This is a genomic window from Psychrobacter sp. 1Y4 (assembly GCF_051847555.1).
The window spans coordinates 1-646 of the sequence record NZ_JBPYDE010000699.1; the positions used below are offsets into that span (position 1 = coordinate 1).

Genomic DNA, 646 nt, shown 5'->3' on the forward strand with positions numbered 1-646 from the left:
GTCGTTACTTTATCGTCTTGATTAATGCCATCTAAAGCAGGAGTATCTGAATCAGTGAGTTTTTCTTGGCGACTTTTTTTTCGTTTGAGTAGTTGCATCAGTCAGTCCCCTGCTTATTATCAGAAGTCTGTGTACTTACCGAGCTATTTAGTAAGGTATCGGCTTTATAGTTTGGTAGGTAAGGCGGCATTGGGAGGCGACGAGCCTTGTCGTAAGCACCCAAACGGAACCACATATTTTCCCACGGTCGGGTATTAAGGATTTGAGTAACTGGAGCGGCCATATCGCTATCATCGTTACTGTTACCGCGCTTTGATAACTGACCGTTCTCGAGTGCATCTTGCTGCTTGTCAGTTGCGTAAGAGTAGTCGAATGCGTTTGGTATGGCTGATTGCTGATGATTTTTTGTGTCGTTAGCTTTGCTATTTCTATCATTCGCGACCGCTTCCGCTTCATTCGATGCTTTTAGAGAATGGCTTTGTGAGCTTTCAAAAGCTTTCATATTGCCGCGCATCTCCGCCATCTCACGCCTCATATCGGCTTCAGTTTGACGAATTTTGGCAAGCTCTTTTTGCATTTGCTGGCGTGTCTCAGCCAAATCCAGTTCGGCCTCTATCTCAGATTGCAAGGTCGAGACGGTGCGGCG

General features: G+C 46.0%; 1 protein-coding gene. It reads right to left on the minus strand.

The features are described 5' to 3' along the window. Window positions 1-97: 97 nt before the first annotated feature. A partial coding sequence (locus ACS8FC_RS18405) for a Sec-independent protein translocase protein TatB (protein ID WP_439297851.1) occupies window positions 98-646 on the minus strand: 549 nt, incomplete at its 5' end.